This is a genomic window from Halanaerobium sp. (assembly GCF_003070835.1).
Genome location: NZ_QBLR01000375.1, coordinates 1 through 3124 on the forward strand (window position 1 = coordinate 1; position 3124 = coordinate 3124).

General features: G+C 30.4%; 3 protein-coding genes and 1 pseudogene. All 4 read left to right on the forward strand.

The annotated features are described in order from the left end of the window. Window positions 1-378, forward strand: a 378-nt coding sequence (locus CI949_RS19235) for a transposase (RefSeq protein ID WP_290769407.1), incomplete at its 5' end; no start/stop codon positions are given. 210 nt (window positions 379-588) lie between these two features. Further along, window positions 589-1785, forward strand: a pseudogene (gene hemA / locus CI949_RS19240) (glutamyl-tRNA reductase). Window positions 1786-1808: 23 nt separating this feature from the next. Further along, complete coding sequence (locus CI949_RS19245) at window positions 1809-2540, forward strand: bifunctional precorrin-2 dehydrogenase/sirohydrochlorin ferrochelatase (RefSeq protein ID WP_290769410.1); 732 nt, start codon at window positions 1809-1811, stop codon at window positions 2538-2540. A gap of 12 nt (window positions 2541-2552) precedes the next feature. Then, on the forward strand, window positions 2553-3124 hold a 572-nt coding region (gene cobC, locus CI949_RS19250; protein WP_290769412.1), incomplete at its 3' end, for an alpha-ribazole phosphatase.

Sequence of the window (3124 nt, forward strand, 5' to 3'; positions counted from 1 at the left end):
GTTACAGATATAAAAGACCGTACACCTGAAGAAATAGTTAAGTTTTACTGTCAGCGGGGCACCATGGAAAACTTTATCAAAGAAGGAAAAAGAGGTTTTTCCTTTGGTAAAATGAGCAGCAGTGAATATCTGGCAAACGCTAATAAATTACAGCAGATGATGCTGGCCTATAATCTAAACAACTGGCTGCGACGCCTCTGTTTTCCAAAATACAGACGTTCAGATAGGATAGAAACTATCAGAACAAAATTAATTAAAATAGCAGCCAGAATAGTAAAAACAGGCAGATATATTTATTACAAACTGGCAGAAGGCTGTCCCAATAAAGAATTGTTTTTTAAAGTACTGGATAATATACAGAGTCTGGAATATAACTGAAACTGAATTCTAAAATGATAGTAAAGCTTAAAAAATGAGAAACAAAAGTCACAGGGGAATCTATGCCCAATTTTAATAACAATTTTTACCATAATAACAAAAACAGTACTTTTTTATAGATTTAACTCAAAAAATTTCTTTTAAATTTCTAAATCAGATAATTTTAGAGTTAAGCCAAAAGAAAATTATATTTCGTAATTGCTATGAATAATTCAGGTTAAAAATACTTTTGCAGAATTCTTTATTTTAAGTACTTGTAATCGTTTTGAGATCTATCTTTATTCTGAAAAAGAAGCTGAAGTCAGAAAATATTTAAAAGAATATATTTTCAGACTGTTCGAAAAAACTCTAAAAGGTTATTTTAAATATGAAAGAAATGATTTGAATGATTATCTTTATCATTATCATGATCTGCAGGCAGTTGAACATTTATACCGGGTAGCTTCAGGTCTTGATTCGTTGGTTAAAGGAGAAGATCAGATATTAGCTCAGATTAAAAAACAGTTTCAAGAATATAAAGAAGAAAATTTTACAGACTCCTATTTAAATCAGTTATGTCTGGAAGCCATTAAAGTTGGCAAATTAGTAAGAACTAAGACTAAAATTAATGAACGGGCGGTATCGGTTAGTTATGCAGCTGTGGAGTTGGCTAGAGATATATTTGGGAATCTTGATGGCGAAAAAGTTATGATTCTTGGTGCTGGTAAAACAGTAGAGCTTACACTCAAAAATTTATTAAATTATGGTGTTAAAGGAATTCTAGTAGCAAATCGTACATACTGTAATGGTCAAAAGCTAGCAGATAAATATGAGGGAGAAGTTATTCGTTGGGAAAAGTTTAAGGAGAGAGTGGAAGAGGTTGATATTATTATTGCTTCTACAGCTGCTCCTCATACTGTGCTGCATCAAGAAGATCTTTTTGAGGCAGTGACAAAAAAACATGGACCAATGTTTTTAATTGATATTGCTGTGCCGAGAGATATTGACCAAGAAGTTGAAAAACTGCCTGGAGTACATTTATATAATATTGATGATTTAAAAAATGTTATTAATAAAAATTTAAATTTAAGAGAAAATGAAGTTGGAAAAGCTGAAGCAATAATACAAGAAGAAAAATATAATTTTCAGCGCTGGCTGCTTGAGCGGAGATGTGTTCCACTGATTAAAGAAATGAGAGCGGATGCTCGCTGTATTAAAGAAAAAGAAGTTAAAAGAGCTCTGCATTTGCTGCAAAATTCAGAACTGGAAGCTTCAGAAATTATTCAATAGCTGGGTCATCGACTTTTAAATAAGTTTTTACATCAACCCACAGTTGGTCTTAAAGAACTAGCAGTAGAGAATGAAAAAACTAAAGAAGTTCAATTAGATGCTGTAAAAACTATTTTTGCAGTAGGTGGAAAAGAGTAATTATAAATTGAAGGAGGGGAGATGTGAAATTTTACCCGATAAATTTAAATCTGAAAGATAAAAAAGTTTTAATTGTAGGAGCAGGCAAAGTGGCATTACGTAAATTTAGACGTCTATTGCTGACTGAAGCAAAAATAAAAATAGTTAGTCCGGAATTTAATCATGAATTTAAGTCTTTTTTAAAGCGAGAATCAGAACAATATATTTTTAAAAAAAGAAAATTCAGAAATAAAGATCTGCTTGGATGTTTTTTAGTTTTTGCTGCAACTAATAATTCAGAATTAAATCAAAGAATTACTTTTTTGGCCAGAGAAAAAAATATTTTAGTCAATACCGTTGATAATGCTGAAATATCTGATTTTACTTTACCAGCAATTGTTAACAGAGGAGAACTACTTTTAACTGTTTCTACCGGTTCTAGTCTACCTGCACTTTCTAAAAATGTTAGAAAAAAAATGGAATCTGATTTTGGAATTGAGTATCAACTTCTTTTAGATATCATGTCCGAAAATAGAGCAAAGATTATAGAGAATATAGAAAATGATCAACTCAGAAAAAATATTTTTAGAAAAATTGCTGCTGCTGATTTTTTGATTAAAATCAGAGACATTATAGATAATTATAATCCCCAAATTTTAGCAAATGATAATTACAATCTTAAAAAAACAGAATATTTAGCTTTTAAAGAAGAAATAAAAAAAGAAATTTCGTATTTAATAGCACGAGCGAAAAACAATCAAAATTCAGAACTTTAAGGTGGAGATTGGATGTTAACTAAGCTTTATTTATTAAGACATGGAGAAACAGATTGGAATCAGAAATCCATTTTTCAGGGTCAGACTGATATTGATTTAAATAAAAATGGACAGAATGATGCCAGAAAAGCTGTAGAAATTTTTCAAAATATGAAACTCGATCAAATTTACAGTAGTGATTTAAAAAGAGCAAAAAACACTGCTCTTATGATTTCGCAGGATAAAAATTTAAAAATTAAAGAAAACAAACAGCTCAGAGAAATAAGTTTTGGGGACTGGGAGGGGTTGAAATTCACAGAGATAAAAGAGCAGTTTCCAAAAATGATTGTTGATTGGCAGCAGGATCCTCTTCATTATTCTCCTCCTGCTGGGGAAAAACTTATTGATTTCAAAAAAAGAATAGTAAATTTTTTTACAAAAGTGATTAAACAAAATCAAGGAGATAAAATTCTTGTAGTTACTCATGGGGGAGTTATTAAAGTTTATCTGACAGCTATCTTGTCCATTAACCCTAAAAATTTTTGGCAGTTTCAGATAGATAATTGTTCACTAACAGAGATAAAATTTTATGATGAGGATATAAT